The sequence below is a fragment of the Nocardioides sp. genome, assembly GCF_035547795.1.
Taxonomy (GTDB): Bacteria; Actinomycetota; Actinomycetes; order Propionibacteriales; family Nocardioidaceae; genus Nocardioides.
Map to the genome: position 1 here is coordinate 1 of NZ_DASZUF010000170.1, position 14297 is coordinate 14297.

The window sequence follows — 14297 nt, forward strand, 5'->3', positions numbered from 1 at the left end:
GTGCCGTGCGGGTCGATGATCGAGGGCCTGACCTCGCCGTCGACCAGCCCGAAGAACACGAAGTCGGGGCACATCCGGCGCCACTCCCCCTGGCCGTCGCGGTAGGCGATCGCGAGCGAGTCGGCGGAGGCCCGGGCGGGGTTGCGGTACCACGCGACACAGCGCTCGATCTCCGACTCCAGGACGGTGCGCTCCCACTCGTTGAGCCGGCCGATCGGGAACAGCCCGGCCTCGTCGGCGAGCAGGTGCTTGGGGCAGGTGGCGAGCCGGATGCCGGCGGCGTCCTCGACCGGCTCGGTGCGCACGGTGGGCCGCTGGAGGTCGGCCAGCCGCGGCTCGCCGGCCAGCGCGCGCAGGTCCTGGTAGACCAGGCGACGCTCGTCGGGCAGCCCCTTGATCGCCACCCGGTGCTCGGTGTCCCAGCTCTGGAAGAGCGCCTCGGCGCGCGCCTCCAACGCCTCGAGGACGCCGGGCACGCGCGCGAGCGCGGCCGTGCGCAGGTGCGCCTCGACGTACCCGTCCTGGTAGGTCTCCTCCACGACATCGGCGTACGCCGTGGCCAGCTGCGGGCTCAGCAGCCGCTTCGCGACCCGGAACTCGGCCTCGATGGCCCGATCGTCGGCACGCAGCGCGAACGTCGTACTGCCGACGATGGCCTGTCCCCCGATGCCCGGGCCGACGCGGAGTGTCTCCCCACTCATCTCGAGCAGGTCGCGCAGCTGCTCCGCCAGCGCCGCGTCGTGCTCGACGGCCTGGCCGCGCAGGAACGCCACCAGCTCGCCGATCGCCCGGCGATGACCGTCCGGGACCAGGCCGTCGCGGGCCAGCGCGGCACCGAGCGCAGTGAACCGGCCCACCGGCCGGGCGCCACGCCGCGGCACGGTCTGCGACGGCAGCCGGTCGAAGGCCGCCCAGACGGCCGCCGGCACCGCCGGGTTGGGGCCGAAGTCGGCGGTCGCGAAGCTGACCCGCGGCCCGATCGGCTCGCCGCCCTCGCCCATGATCCGGCGGGCGACCTGCTCGGCGGCGGCACGGTCGAAGAACGGCAGCACGCACTCGACCGAGTTGAGCCGGTCGTCGCCCGGGATCCGGCGGGCCAGCGGCGTGCGGACCATCCGGCCGAGCAGCTGGGTGATGTGGGTGACATCCTGCGCGGAGCGGAAGGACACCAGCACCTCCGCGCGCGGGCAGTCCCAGCCGGTGGAGATGGCGTCCTTGGCCAGGAGCACCCGCACCCGCTGGCGCTCGGCGACGTCCTCGGGGGCGACGTAGGCGACCTCGTCGGCGCCGATGACCAGCGGCGTACGCTCCCCGAAGACGTGGGCGATGTTCTCCACGCCCAGCTCGGGCCACTCGTCGAGGACCGTGCGAACCGCATCGGCGAGCAGCTCGGTCGAGGGCCTGTTCGGCACCTGGACGACGAGCAGCGGCCGCACCGGGTCGCCGGCGCCGCCCTGGGCGGCGTGGTAGGCCGACCAGCGCTCGCTCGACTCCTTCGTCCGAGCGACCGCGTGCCGCAGGAGCACGGTGTCGAAGCGGCCGGTCTCGGCCGGGAAGGAGAGCAGGATGTCGTCCTTGAGCAGGCCCGACTCCTGCACCCGGGTCGCGTCGACGGTGACCTCCGGCATCGGGATGCGGTCGGTGGCCGCCGCCATCGCCACCTTGAACCGGTCGAGGGTCGCGCTGATGCCGAGCACGATCGGCACCGGCGGCGCTCCGGACTCGCCGTTGACCAACTGCCGCACGATCGTCGACTTCTCCCCCAGATCGCGCTTGGAGGTGTTCATCCCGACGTGGGCCTCGTCGAGGAAGACATAGAGCGTGGTGCCCTCGTGCGCGATGGTGGCGGCGAGCACCTCCCAGAACGTCCTCGCCCGCAGGTCCGGCGCCGCCAGCATGTCGCTCGGGTCGCCGGCGCCCGCGCCGCGGACGAGCAGGGAGTTGCGGCCCAGCTTCTGGGAGTTGAGGAAGTAGACGTGGCCCGGTCGCAGCCGCTCCTCGGCGAACGTCGACTCCACCACCCGCAGCCGGCCGCTGCCGATCCGGTCGGAGGCCTGCATGATCCGATGCCGGGTCTGCTCGTTGAGGGACGGGTCGGAGGTGAACCACAGCACCACCGCGGTGGGGTCGGGTGCGACGTCCAGGTCGGCGTTGCCGAACAGCAGCGACTCGATCACGGCCGCGGCCATCACCGTCTTGCCGGCGCCGGTCGGCGCGGTCAGCGCCACGGAGCTGGTCATGCCGAGGCCGAGCACCTGGCGCGCCTTGTCCAGCCGGTCGAGCACCTGCGCGACCGCGTCGGCCTGGTAGTCCTTCAGGTCGAACCTCACGCCTCGACCCCCATCGCGAACGTCGCCAGGTAGGACTCGTAGAGCCGCACCGGCGCGACATGCTCCGGCAGTTCGGCGCAGACCAGCTGGAACGCCCGCTCGTCGTCGGTGACGACGTAGCCGATCCGGACGTCGGGGGTCAACGCGGCGACGAAGCCGGCGACCGCGTCGACGGCGAAGAGCACGCCGTAGGCCTCGGCGACGTCGAAGGTGTCGTTCGGCTCGGCGATGCAGCGGCCACGCGCGCCCGCGCGCAGCCACAGCAGCGGCGCGATCTCCCCGAACGACCGGTGGTGCGCGACCGCGCGAGGCGCCTGATAGGTCAGGGTGAGGAACTCGAGGTTCTGATGGAGACCTGCGGAGTACGCCGAGCCGTCGGGCCGGGCGCCGGTGACGACGGTGCTCAGGCGCGGCCTGGCGACGTACTCGTAGACGCCCCGGGCCTCCCACGCGGGGTCGCCGGGCCGGTGTCCGGCCTGGCGCAGCCGCCTCGCGTCCTCGGCGGAGACCTCGTTGTTGGTCACCAGGATGCACTGCCGGGTGCCACCGTCCTGCTCGTTGAGCCGCATCACCGCCTCAGCGGTCGAGCCCGACCCGCCGAAGAAGTCGAGGATCACGCCGTCGGCGGGTGCGACCATCCGCAACCACCGCATCAGCACCTCGTGGTCCTTGGGGAACGGGAAGCGCTTGTCGCCGAGGATGTCGGCGAGGTGCTGCGACGCACCGGCACGGGCGCGGAAGAACGTCGGCAGCGGCATCTCGTGGAGGTAGTCGGTGAGCAGCTTCTTCTTGCGCGGCATCGAGCCGGCGAAGGAGATCAAGCCCTCCTCGATATAGGCCGCCATCAGCTCACGGCCGAGCGTCCAGCCGTTGGCCGGTGGTGCGAACACCCGGCCGGTCGCGGGGTCGACGACGTCGTACCTGAGGTTGGGTCGATGTAGCCGGTTGGTGATGTCCGCGGTGTCGAAGACGCGCCCCTGCTCATCGACGGAGTTGAACCCGGCGAGGCCTGGGGCGATCTCGCGCCGGTGGGCGCGGATGAACTCGCGCAGGCGCTCCTGGGCCTGGGCGGGGTTCGCGCCGCCGGCCAGGGCCTCCTCGACGACCCGGAGCATCTCAGGCGCCAGCGGCTTGGGGTCCTCGAAGCGCGGGACCAGCTCGGCGGCGTACCCGTAGACGAGCATGTAGTCCTGCCCGCCGGCGTGGTGGCGCGCGACCGAGGAGCCGCTCCCTTGCCAGGTCAGGTCGGCGATGAAGTTCTCCGCACCGAAGACCTGGTCCAGCAGCATTCGCAGCCGGTGGTGCTCGTCGTCGCCGATCGCCACGATGATTACGCCGGTCGGTTTGAGCAGCCGGCGGGCCAGGGTGAGCCGGCGTTCCATGAACGCCAACCACTTGCTGTGCCGGTAGGCGTCGTCGGCGACGACGTACCGATCGTTGTAGGTCCAGCTCTGGTTGCCGGTGTTGTACGGCGGGTCGATGTAGATCGCGTCGACGGCGCCCTCGTGGGTGTAGAGCAGCGCCTGCAGGGCGTGGACATTCTCGGCGTTGATGACGGTGTGGAACGGTCGATCGCCGCCGCGCTCGATGCGGCCGGTGGAGACCAGGCCGGGGAAGACCGGCTCGCGGAAGCCGGCGACGACGATCAGATCGGCAACCGGGTGGGTGCGGCGCTCGGGCTCGGCCGTCACGCCGACCTCGAGGAGCTCCGCCGTACCGTCGGCGACACGGAGCACGTGCCACTGCCGTTCGTCGGCGGCGTCGCCGTCCTTGCTCTGCTCCTGGCAGCGGACCCGGTCGCCGCGCCGGACCGGACGGCCGGGCAGCTCGACCGTCTCGGGCTGGTGGCGCTCGAAGTTGAGCCCGAACGCGCGCCGGCCGGTGAGGACCTTCACCTCCGCGCTCAGGTCCGCGGCCAGGCCGGCGTCGAGCCGATCGACCTGCGCCAGCAGGTCCGTCAGTCTCGACACGCGCGATCCACTCTTCAGACGACCGATGGGGTGCGCTCAATCTAGCGGATTTCCCATACACGTATGGCCATCCAGAGATGTCATGTCGATGGAGTCTTTCCACAGGTGCTGTTGGTGTGGTGGTCGGTGGCGCGGGGGGCGCCGTAAGGTTCCGATCAGGCGCCGCGGGTCCCGGCGTCAACCTCGGGAAGGACCACCATGGGCAAGCACACCCGCGGCACCGCCGCACCCGACGCCGCACCCGACGCCGCACCCGGCCTCAGACTCGGCCCGATCCACGGCCGAACAACCGACCGAACAACCGGCCGGACACGCGCCCGGATCTTCGGGCCCATCCTCGGGCCCACACTCGGGCTCGGCCTGATGCTCGGCCTGACGCTCGGCCTGGCCGCCTGCGGCGACTCCGACCCCACACCCTCCCCCACGACACCAGCCCCCACCAGCCCGACAAGCAACCCAACCACCAGCCCGACAACGACCAACCCGACCCCACCGGCCATCCCCGACACCGCCCGACACCACACCAAAGCCGGCGCCAAGGCATTCGTCATCTACTTCTGGCAGGTCGTCGACTACGCGACTGCGAAACTCGAGCCGGACGCCGTTGCACCGCTGGTGCGAGAGGACTGCACCGGATGTACCGCTGGCCTGGAGTTCATCAAGGACGCCAGGAGGCGAGGGGCCACGATCCGCGGCGGTGCGGAGCAGGTCGGTCCGATCACCGCGCGGCGAGTGAAACTCGGCAACGACGAGTACTACTCCGTCGAGGTGACGATCTCGAACACGAAGCAACGCGTGCGCTACTCAGACGGCACGTCGAAGACCTTCCCAGCCAGCACCGTCCGAGATCATCTGATGCTCCAGCCAACCTCGACCGGCTGGGTGGTGGCTTCGTTGGAGGCCGCCTGATGCGCGTACTGATGGCTCTGTGCCTCTTCGCCACGCTCCTCGCCGTCGGCTACGGCGGTGGAAGCCCGGCGCGTGCTGCCTGTTCTTCGTCGAACACATCGACCACCGTCGGAGCCGAGGGCGCGGCGTTCAACGCCAGCAGCCGAGAGCAAAACGCCACGGCCTGCCCGGCGGACCCCACCGGTCCATCGGTGCAGGGCACCTGGCAGCAGAAGGACGTCTGCACCATCGGCGGCGAGACCACCTGCGCGCCCATCGAACTGTGCCCGGACGGTCAGCCGAAGCAAGAGGGCTGGTATCAGCAAGCCGACGGCGGAACCTCGAACCTGACCCGGTTCTGCCCCACCGACGAACCACCCGGCCCCACCCCCACCGACATCTACACCGCCTTCAAAACCATCCCCCTCCCCACCCCACACCTCCACATCCAGCCACCCGGCGGCCACACCCTGGTCAACCTCCCCACCATCTACTACACCCGCCCCGCAACGATCGACACCACCCTCACCGTGCTCGACACAACCGTCGACTTCCACATCACCGCGGCCGCCTACACCTGGCACTACGGCGACCACACCACCGCCACCACCACAGGCCCCGGCGCCCCCTACCCACACCAAACGATCACACACCGATACCGCCGCCAGGCAACCATCCACCCCAGCCTGGACACCACCTACCAAGCCGACTACCGCATCCACACCGGCAACACCACCAGCCAATGGCAACACCTCACCCCCACCGTCACCATCACCGGCCCACCCCACACCCTCACCATCCACACCGCCACACCCCACCTCACCGGCGAGTAACAGCGGACCGAGGCGGACCGGCGGGATGCCGTCGGATCGACGGGCCGACACTCGTCGACGAGGGGAACTAGCGGACCGGGTGACCGGCCTCGGCGAGGGCCGACTTCACCTCACCGACGCGAAGCGTGCCGAAGTGGAAGACCGACGCCGCGAGTACGGCATCCGCGCCGGCGTCGACCGCCGGCGCGAAGTGCGAGGTGGCGCCGGCGCCACCGGAGGCGATCACCGGGACCGAGACCTCGGCGCGAACCGCCGCGATCATCTCCAGATCGAACCCGTCGCGGGTCCCGTCGGCGTCCATCGAGTTGAGCAGGATCTCGCCTGCCCCGAGCGCGGCCGCCCGCGCGGCCCACTCCACGGCATCGATCCCGGTCGACCGGCGCCCGCCATGGGTGGTCACCTCGAAGCCGGACGGGCTGTCGGGGGCCCGGCGCGCGTCGACCGAGAGCACCAGCACCTGGTTGCCGAACCGGTCGGCGATCTCGGCGACCAGTTCCGGCCGCGCGATCGCGGCGGTGTTGACGCCGACCTTGTCGGCGCCGGCCCGCAGCAGCCGGTCGACGTCCTCGACGGAGCGCACCCCGCCACCCACGGTGAGCGGAATGAAGACCTCCTCCGCCACCCGGGAGACGATCTCCATCGTGGTCGCCCGGCCGTCGGCCGAGGCCGAGATGTCGAGGAAGGTCAGCTCGTCGGCGCCTTCGGCGTCGTACACCCGCGCCAGCTCCACCGGGTCACCGGCGTCGCGCAGCGACTGGAAGTTGATCCCTTTAACCACCCGGCCGGCATCGACGTCCAGACACGGGATGACGCGTACGGCGAGGGTCACGAGGCACTCCCCCGCGTCACCGCCAGCGCCTCGGCGAGCGACAGCGTGCCGGTGTAGAGGGCGGTGCCGGCGATGGCGCCCTCGACACCGATCGGCACCAGCTCCATCAGCGCGCGGATGTCGTCGATGGTGGTCACGCCGCCCGAGGCCACCACGGGCGCCGGGGTCGCAGAGCAGACCGACCGCAGCAGCTCGAGGTTGGGCCCTTGCAGCATGCCGTCCTTGTTCACGTCGGTGACGACGTAGCGGGCACAGCCCTCGGAGTCGAGCCGCGCCAGCGTCTCGAACAGATCGCCGCCTTCGCTGGTCCAGCCCCGCGCCGCCAGGGTTCGGCCGCGGACATCCAGCCCGACCGCGACCCGGTCGCCGTACTCCGCGATCGCCCGCCGGCACCACTCCGGGTTCTCCAGTGCCGCGGTGCCGATGTTGACCCGGCGGCAGCCGGAGTCCATCGCCGCGCGCAGCGACTCGTCGTCGCGGATGCCGCCGCTGCGCTCGACCTTGATGTCGACCGCGGCGGTCACCTGGGCGAGCAGCTCGGCGTTGGAGCCGTGCCCGAATGCGGCGTCGAGATCGACCAGATGGATCCACTCGGCACCCATCTCCTGCCAGCGCAACGCGGCCTCGATCGGGTCGCCGAAGACCTTCTCGGAGCCGTCGACGCCCTGCACCAGCTGTACGGCGCGACCGTCCTTGACGTCGACGGCAGGGAGGAGCTCGAGGTAGGACACGTCAGGCCTTTCGGAACAGCACGGTGTACAGGACGGGTGCCACCAGCATGCTGGCGACCAGGGCGAACGCGCGCGCCGCCCACGACGGCTCGACGAACCACACGAGCACGTTCACGATCACGAGTAGGGCGACCAGCAGCCGGGTCTGCCGCCGGCGACGAGCCGCCAGCGTGCCGGTCTGCCGGCCCCGAGTGTTCGGCAGCCACCGGGTCAGGCGGTCGACCCGCGCACGCCGGCGCGCGACCGCCGCCGCGGCCTGCTGGCGCTCCGCCGCCGCGATCGCCGCCAGCCGCTGTCGTTCCGCCCGCGCCCTGGCCCGCACGCCGGACGGCATCAGGCCCCCTGCCGCTGGAACAACTGGCTAGTACACGCGGCGACACGCCGGGGCCCGGCGGCGCCCACTAGCCAGTTGTTTTCAACACCGGCACGCCGAGCCCGACCAGCCCCCACTAGCCAGTTTTTTCCAGCCGTCCGTGCCGACATCAGGCGGCCTTCAGCGACCGCACCCAGTTGCGCAGCAGCTGTGCGCCGGCGTCGCCGGACTTCTCGGGGTGGAACTGGGTGGCGGCGAGCGGGCCGTTCTCGACGGCGGCGACGAAGCGGTCGCCGCCGTGCGAGGCCCAGGTCACCAGCGGCGCGGTGGTGCGGTCGTTGGTGACCAGCTCCCAGCGGCGTACCCCGTAGGAGTGCACGAAGTAGAACCGCTCCTGGGCCACACCGGCGAACAGCGACGATCCCACCGGGACCTCGACGGTGTTCCAACCCATGTGCGGCACCACCGGCGCCTGCAGCCGCTCGACCACGCCCGGCCACTCGCCGCAGCCCTCGGTGTCCACGCCGTGCTCGACGCCGTGCTCGAAGAGGATCTGCATCCCGACGCAGATGCCGAGCACCGGCCGCCCGCCGGCAAGCCGGCGCCCGATGATCCGCTCGCCTCGGATCGCCCGCAGCCCGCGCATGCACGCCTCGAACGCCCCCACCCCCGGCACCAGCAGGCCGTCGGCCGCCATCGCGGCGTCCAGGTCGCCGGTCAGCTCGACCGACGCGCCGGCCCGCTCCACGGCACGCACGGCCGAGCGGAGGTTGCCGGAGCCGTAGTCGAGGACGACGACAGACGGTTGCGCCACGTCAGATGACGCCCTTGGTGGAGGGGATCCCGCTCTCCCGCGGGTCGATCGCGACCGCGTCGCGGAACGCCCGGGCGAAGGCCTTGAACTGCGTCTCGACCAGGTGGTGTGGATCGCGGCCGGCCAGCACCCGCACGTGCAGCGCCAGGTGGGCGTGGAACGCGATCGTCTCGAACACGTGCCGGGTCAGCGAGCCGACATAGCCGTCGTTGCCGATCTGGACGTAGATCTGGCCCTCCGGCTCGCCGGTGTGGACGCAGTAGGGCCGCCCCGACACGTCAACGACGGCCTGGACCAGCGCCTCATCGAGCGGCACGGTCGCGTCGCCGAAGCGGCGTACGCCGCGCTTGTCGCCCAGCGCCTCGCGCAGCGCCTGGCCGAGGACGATCGCGGTGTCCTCCACGGTGTGGTGCGCGTCGATGTGGGTGTCGCCGGAGGTCTGCACGGTCAGGTCGACCAACGCGTGTCGCGCGAACGCGGTCAGCATGTGGTCGTAGAACCCCACGCCGGTGGAGATGTCGTGCCGGCCGGTGCCGTCGAGGTCGACCTCGACCAGGACCTTCGACTCCGACGTCTGGCGCTCGATGCGGGCGGTGCGGCTCATCTGATGACCTCCAGGAGGGCCTTCTTGAATGCGTCCATCTCGGCGGGTGTGCCGATCGAGACCCGCAGCCAGCCGTCGGGGCCGGTCTCGCGGATGAGTACGCCGCGGTCGAGCAGACCCTGCCACACGGCGTGCCGGTCCTCGAACGTCCCGAACAGGGCGTAGTTGGCGTCGCTGTCGGCGACGACGAGCCCCTGCTCGCGCAGCCACGTCACGGTCACGTCGCGCTCCTCGCGCAGCGCCGCGACGTTACCGAGCAGCTCGTCGGTGTGCCGCAGCGCGGCCAGCGCGGCGGCCTGGGTGACGGCGGAGAGGTGGTAGGGCAACCGGACGACCCGGATCGCGTCGCAGATCGCGGGATCCGCGGCCAGGTAACCCAGCCGCAGGCCGGCCCCGGCGAACGCCTTCGACATCGTGCGGGTGACGACCAGGTTGCGGTGGTCCGCGAGCGACTCCAGCGCGGAGGGCACGCCGGCGCGGCGGAACTCGCCGTACGCCTCGTCGACGACGACGATGCCCGCCTCGCCGACCGCCTCGCACAGCGCCCCGATCGCCTCGGGCGGCAGGGCGGTGCCGGTCGGGTTGTTGGGGCTGGGCAGCAGCACGACGCTGGGCCGGACCTCCTCCACCAGCGCGCGGGCCTTCTCCAGGTCGAGGCTGAAGTCGCTCTCTCGCTGGCCGGCCACCCACTCGGTGTTGGTGTCGCGGGCGTACTCCGGATACATCGAGTACGTCGGGGCGAAGCTCAGCGCCGTCCGCCCCGGGCCGCCGAAGGCCTGGAGCAGCTGGAGCATGACCTCGTTGGAGCCGTTGGCCGCCCACACCATGTCCGGGACGATCGGCGCGTCCCGGGACAGGTAGTCGGCCAGCGCGGCACGCAGCGCCACGAACTCGCGGTCCGGATAGCGGTTGAGGCTCGCAGCCGCGGCCGCCACCGCCGCGGCGATGTCGGCGACGCACGACGGCGAGGGACCGTAGGGGTTCTCGTTGACGTTGAGCTGGACGGGTACGTCGAGCTGGGGCGCGCCGTAGGGCTCGATGCCGGCGAGCTCCTCGCGGATCGGGGGGAAGGTCATCCGTCGAACCTCACCGACACCGCCGCGCCGTGGCCGGGCAGGTCCTCGGCGTGCGCCAGCGTCACCACGTGGTCCTTGACCGCGGCCAGTCCCTCGCGGGAGTAGTCGATGACGTGCACCGACTTGGTGAACGCACGCACGGAGAGCCCGGAACTGTGGCAGGCGCAGCCGCCGGTGGGCAGCACGTGGTTGGAGCCGGCGCAGTAGTCGCCGAGCGAGACCGGCGCGAACGGGCCGATGAAGATCGCGCCCGCGTTGCGGATCCGGGACGCGACCACGTCGGCGTTGGCGGTCTGGATCTCCAGGTGCTCGGCGGCGTACGCGTTCACCACGTCGATGCCCTGCTTGACGTCGTCGACCAGCACGATGCCGGACTGTGAGCCCGCCAGCGCGGTACGGATGCGCTCGGCGTGCTTGGTCACCGAGACCTGCTTGTCCAGCTCGGCCTCCACCTCGTCGGCCAGCACCTCGGAGTCGGTGACGAGCACGGAGGCGGCCAGCGGGTCGTGCTCAGCCTGGGAGATCAGGTCGGCGGCGACGTACGCCGCCCGCGCGGTCTCGTCGGCGAGGATCGCGATCTCGGTCGGGCCCGCCTCGGAGTCGATCCCGACCTCGCCCTTGAGCAGCCGCTTGGCGGTGACGACGTAGATGTTGCCCGGCCCGGTGACCAGGTCGACCTTCTCGCACGGGCCGGCGCCGTAGGCGAACATGGCGATCGCCTGGGCCCCGCCGACGGCGTACACCTCGGTCACGCTGAGCAGCTCGCAGGCGGCCAGGATGCTGGGGTGCGGGAGGCCGCCGAACTCGCTTTGCGGGGGCGAGGCGAGCGCGATCGACTCCACGCCGGCGACCTGGGCCGGGACGGTGTTCATCAGCACGCTGCTCACCAGCGGCGCCAAGCCGCCGGGCACGTAGAGCCCCACCCGAGCGACCGGCACCTTGCGGTGGGTGACCCGGGCACCGGGACCGAGCGCGGTGACGGCGTCAGCCTCCAGCTCGTTGGTGCAGGTGGCGCGCAGCCGCGCGATCGACTCCTCCAGGCCGGCTCGGATCTCGGGGTCGAGCTCGGCCAGCGCCCGGGTCAGCGCCTCGCGCGGCACCCGGATGTCGTCGACCCGCACGCCGTCGAAGCGCTCGCCGTACTCCACGATCGCCTCGACCCCGCGCTCGCGGACCGCGTCCAGGATGGGCTGCACCGCATGCGTGGCCGCCTCGATGTCGAACTCGGCGCGCGGCACGGCGGCGCGGTAGTCGACGGAGCCCTCGGCTCCCCTCAGGTCGATGCGGCGGATCACGGGTCAAGTCTAGGCGTACGCCGCCGCCGGACCCGTCTCGAATACGGCAGGTGGAACGCGCAGCGGACTCGCTCGGCGCAATCGTGCGCTGGCGCGCCCGTCGACCTCGCTCGATCGTCGAGGCCCACTTCGCGTGCCTGACTCACTCGCTCGGCGCAATCGTGCGCTGGCGCGCCCGTTGACCTCGCTCGATCGTCTAGGTTGGACGCGTGGCCGAGACGCTGCCGATGTTCCCGCTCAACGCGGTGCTGTTCCCGGGCGTGACCCTGCCGCTGCACGTGTTCGAGGACCGCTACCGCGCGCTGGTGCACCACCTGATCCGGATCGAGGACCCTGCCGAGCGCGTGTTCGGGTCGGTGGCGATCCGGGAGGGCTACGAGGTCGGCGACCACGGCGCACAGTCGCTGTTCCGGGTCGGCTGCAGCCTGCAGCTGACCGAGGTGGAGGCCAATCCGGACGGCAGCTTCGAGATCGTGGCCGTCGGACTGGAGCGCATCCAGCTCGACCGGCTCGACTCCTCCGGGCCCTATCCGGTCGGGCAGGTCAGCCTGCGGCCCGAGCCCACCGTCGTCGTACCCGACCATGTGGTGGAGCGGGCGCGGGCGACGTTCACCGCCTACCGGGCCGCGCTCTCCCAGTTCCGCCCCGATCCGTATGAGGGCACCCTTCCGCGCGACGCGGAGTACCTGTCCTGGACCCTCGCGGCGTGCGCACCGCTGCCGATGTCGGAGCGGCAGAGTCTGCTCGAGGCCGACGACGCCGAGGAGCGGCTCATCCTGGTCACCGATCTGCTGCGAGCCGAGCTGCGCGCGATGAACGTCATCCCCTCGCTGCCTGCCACCGAGGTCGCACGCAACCGCTGGTCCCCCAACTGATGGCGAAGAGGAACGCCGGTGGCACACCGGCGACGGTCGCGCTGACGCGCGCCGGGGTGGCGTTCGCGCTGCATCCTTACGAGCACGACCCGCGGGCGTCGTCGTACGGGCTCGAGGCGGCCGAGGCGCTGCGACTCGATCCCGCGCGGGTGTTCAAGACGCTGATGGCCGCCGTGGACGACCGGCTGTGCGTCGGCATCGTGCCGGTCTCGCGGCAGCTCGACCTCAAGGCGCTGGCCCGCGCCCTGGGCGGGTCGAAGGCGGCGATGGCCGAGGTCGGGGCGGCCGAGCGCGCCACCGGGTACGTCGCCGGCGGTATCTCGCCGGTCGGGCAGCGGAGGTCCCATCCCACGGCCCTGGACCAGAGCGCACTGACGCACCCGACCATCTTCGTCTCGGCCGGTCGGCGTGGCCTGGACCTGGAGATCGCACCCGCCGACCTGGTCCGGGTGACCGGCGCGGTGACCGCGCCGATCGCCCGGTGATCCCTACTTGGTGCTGAGTCGGAGCAAGCCGTAGGTGGTGTCGCCGTCGACCCACTGACTCGAGCCGAGCGCCCGCAGATGCGCCAGGTTGTCCAGCACCTGCTGGTCGCCGTCGGCCATGTCCTTGAACATGGGCTGCAGCTGCGCGAAGTCGAGGTAGAACGCCGCCCGGGCCTGGTCGGCGTGCGGCACCACGTCGCGGAAGTCCTTGGTGCCGCCCAGGTCGCCCTTCTTGAGCACCTGCGCGCGGTAGTCGCCGTCGGGGCCGATCACCACGCTGGTGCCGCTGGCGTCGTACTTCACCTGGTCGGCCGCCTGCGCAGGCAGCTTCGCCAGCAGCTTGTCCAGCACCGGCTTGATCTTCGCCGGATCGCCGCTGAGCCGGATGGCGACCGGCAGCTGCGAGGCGTCGGTGGAGTTCTCCAGGACCTCGGGGTCGAGGCCACCGCCGAGCGAGACGGTGACGCCGTTGCCACCGAGCGTCTTCAGGTCGCCGGGCAGGTCCAGGCCGGTGAGCTGGCTGAGCGCGCCGGTGATCTGCGCCGGCTCGGCGCCGCATCCGGCGGCGAAGCCGGCGAGGTAGCCCTGGAACAGGTTGGTCAGGTAGTCCGAGCCGTAGCCGAACGCCACCGCGGTGTCGGCCGGCAGGCTGGTGATGTCGGGGCCGCCGGCGGTCTTCTGGCCGGTCTTCGCGGCGACCTCCATCTCGAACCCGCCGTGTGCGAAGCGCAGCGTCGCCGCCCCGCCGCCGAACTTCGCCAGCTGCGACTTCTCCTGGCTCATCATCGGGCCGAGCGGATCTGCAGGACCGGAGGAGCCCGACGAGCCGGAGCCCGACTGGGCACCGCCGCAGATCGCGGCGAGCGGGTCGTCGTCGGTCATCGTCAGGGTGGAGCTGTAGGCGGCGGAGGTGTCCAGCTGGAAGCCCGGCTCGGTCGTGACGACGTCGCCGGTGCCGCCGAATCCGCTAGCGGTCCCGAACTCGGAGTGGAACGAGCTGCCCGCCATCATCCCGCGCTCGATCATCGGAGCCAGCTTGTCCAGGTTGCTGGCCAGCGCCGGACCGGCGCTGGGCGCGGCGTAGAACGTGGCGACGCCCGGGTTGCCGGTGCGACTGGTCCACGTCTTGAAGCCGCTGTCGTCGGCCAGCGACCCACTCGCGGCGCCCTGGGCGACACTCTGGGCGATGGCATCGGTCCTGGCGAGAACGACCCAGTCCTTGGTGACGTCGACGCCGACCGACTGGTCGGCACC

At 71.5% G+C, this 14297-nt stretch carries 14 protein-coding genes; 4 read left to right on the forward strand and 10 right to left on the reverse strand.

Annotated elements, in window-relative coordinates; genetic code table 11:
• On the reverse strand, positions 1 to 2330 hold a 2330-nt coding region (locus VHA72_RS11795), incomplete at its 3' end, for a DEAD/DEAH box helicase (protein ID WP_325575424.1).
• Positions 2327 to 4300: a site-specific DNA-methyltransferase gene (locus VHA72_RS11800; protein ID WP_325575426.1), complete on the reverse strand. Its 1974-nt coding sequence runs from the start codon at positions 4298 to 4300 to the stop codon at positions 2327 to 2329. The genes VHA72_RS11795 and VHA72_RS11800, both read right to left, overlap by 4 nt.
• Positions 4301 to 4498: 198 nt before the next feature.
• Here VHA72_RS11800 and VHA72_RS11805 point away from each other — a divergent pair, with 198 nt between their 5' ends.
• Both VHA72_RS11805 and VHA72_RS11810 read left to right on the forward strand, forming a co-directional pair.
• Positions 4499 to 5209: a DUF6318 family protein gene (locus VHA72_RS11805; protein ID WP_325575428.1), complete on the forward strand. Its 711-nt coding sequence runs from the start codon at positions 4499 to 4501 to the stop codon at positions 5207 to 5209.
• Entirely contained in the window at positions 5209 to 6021 is an 813-nt protein-coding gene (locus VHA72_RS11810; RefSeq protein WP_325575430.1) for a hypothetical protein, read from the forward strand. Before VHA72_RS11805 ends, VHA72_RS11810 begins: the two co-directional genes overlap by 1 nt.
• A gap of 67 nt (positions 6022 to 6088) precedes the next feature.
• Here VHA72_RS11810 and hisF read toward each other — a convergent pair whose 3' ends face one another.
• From hisF to hisD, 7 genes are all read right to left on the reverse strand, one after another.
• The gene (gene hisF / locus VHA72_RS11815; RefSeq protein WP_325575432.1) at positions 6089 to 6850 is read right to left on the reverse strand and encodes an imidazole glycerol phosphate synthase subunit HisF; all 762 of its coding nucleotides are present in this window, start codon (positions 6848 to 6850) and stop codon (positions 6089 to 6091) included.
• On the reverse strand, positions 6847 to 7581 hold the full coding sequence (gene priA / locus VHA72_RS11820) for a bifunctional 1-(5-phosphoribosyl)-5-((5-phosphoribosylamino)methylideneamino)imidazole-4-carboxamide isomerase/phosphoribosylanthranilate isomerase PriA (protein ID WP_325575433.1): 735 nt from the start codon (positions 7579 to 7581) through the stop codon (positions 6847 to 6849). Before priA ends, hisF begins: the two co-directional genes overlap by 4 nt.
• A gap of 1 nt (position 7582) precedes the next feature.
• Positions 7583 to 7915: a hypothetical protein gene (locus tag VHA72_RS11825; protein WP_325575435.1), complete on the reverse strand. Its 333-nt coding sequence runs from the start codon at positions 7913 to 7915 to the stop codon at positions 7583 to 7585.
• A 148-nt stretch (positions 7916 to 8063) separates the two neighbouring features.
• Positions 8064 to 8708, reverse strand: a complete 645-nt coding sequence (gene hisH / locus VHA72_RS11830; protein WP_325575437.1) for an imidazole glycerol phosphate synthase subunit HisH — start codon at positions 8706 to 8708, stop codon at positions 8064 to 8066.
• A gap of 1 nt (position 8709) precedes the next feature.
• Positions 8710 to 9312 carry an imidazoleglycerol-phosphate dehydratase HisB gene (hisB, locus tag VHA72_RS11835; protein WP_325575439.1) on the reverse strand — a complete coding sequence of 201 codons (603 nt, stop codon included), beginning with the start codon at positions 9310 to 9312 and terminating at the stop codon, positions 8710 to 8712.
• The gene (locus VHA72_RS11840) at positions 9309 to 10388 is read right to left on the reverse strand and encodes a histidinol-phosphate transaminase (protein ID WP_325575441.1); all 1080 of its coding nucleotides are present in this window, start codon (positions 10386 to 10388) and stop codon (positions 9309 to 9311) included. The genes hisB and VHA72_RS11840 overlap by 4 nt, the downstream gene beginning before the upstream one ends.
• Positions 10385 to 11683 carry a histidinol dehydrogenase gene (gene hisD, locus VHA72_RS11845; RefSeq protein WP_325575443.1) on the reverse strand — a complete coding sequence of 433 codons (1299 nt, stop codon included), beginning with the start codon at positions 11681 to 11683 and terminating at the stop codon, positions 10385 to 10387. Before hisD ends, VHA72_RS11840 begins: the two co-directional genes overlap by 4 nt.
• Before the next feature lie 209 nt (positions 11684 to 11892).
• On the opposite strand from hisD, the gene VHA72_RS11850 reads away from it, so the two are divergent.
• Positions 11893 to 12558, forward strand: a complete 666-nt coding sequence (locus tag VHA72_RS11850) for an LON peptidase substrate-binding domain-containing protein (protein WP_325575445.1) — start codon at positions 11893 to 11895, stop codon at positions 12556 to 12558.
• Positions 12558 to 13043, forward strand: a complete 486-nt coding sequence (gene ybaK, locus VHA72_RS11855) for a Cys-tRNA(Pro) deacylase (RefSeq protein WP_325575447.1) — start codon at positions 12558 to 12560, stop codon at positions 13041 to 13043. The genes VHA72_RS11850 and ybaK overlap by 1 nt, the downstream gene beginning before the upstream one ends.
• 3 nt (positions 13044 to 13046) lie before the next feature.
• Here ybaK and VHA72_RS11860 read toward each other — a convergent pair.
• Positions 13047 to 14297: hypothetical protein (locus VHA72_RS11860; protein WP_325575449.1), on the reverse strand; the 1251-nt coding region annotated here is incomplete at its 5' end.